The sequence below is a fragment of the Staphylococcus sp. EG-SA-14 genome, from assembly GCF_017151935.1.
In the GTDB taxonomy this organism is placed as follows: domain Bacteria; phylum Bacillota; class Bacilli; order Staphylococcales; family Staphylococcaceae; genus Staphylococcus; species Staphylococcus aureus.
Genome location: NZ_JACVZM010000069.1, coordinates 1 through 435, shown reverse-complemented (window position 1 = coordinate 435; position 435 = coordinate 1). Strand labels below are relative to the sequence as shown.

Annotated in this window: 1 protein-coding gene; it reads right to left on the bottom strand. The window is 31.5% G+C overall.

Features of this window, described 5'->3' with window-relative positions:
• A partial coding sequence (locus IDG63_RS14325; protein ID WP_346656635.1) for a ComEC/Rec2 family competence protein occupies window positions 1-435 on the bottom strand: 435 nt, incomplete at both ends.

Sequence of the window (435 nt, the reverse complement as noted above, 5' to 3'; positions counted from 1 at the left end):
GAACTTATGACACAAATATGTGGCTTTGCTTTGAATAAAAAGCTATTACTTGTACTTGTTAAACTACCATGGTGCGCTACTTTTAAAATATCATAATGCCCTTTAAGTTGACTCAATATACTTTCCTCTACCTTTACTGTTGCATCACCTGTTGTTAATATTGTTCTGCCAAACGAAGTGATTTCAGTTACGATTGATGTATCATTCTTATCTTCATAATTCGGACTATTTTGATTGAAAAATTTATATGTCGATTCTCCAATCTTTAATTCATTCAAATTTGAGCTATCTACAATTTGTGTGTTCGTTTCTTTAACCTCTTCTAACAAATGTTTTAATTCACGGCTATCCCAAGTCTTCTTGTTGATAATTAAATGTTTGATTGATACCTTTTTACTCAAAGTAGCTAATTCTCCCATATGATCTGCATGTGGA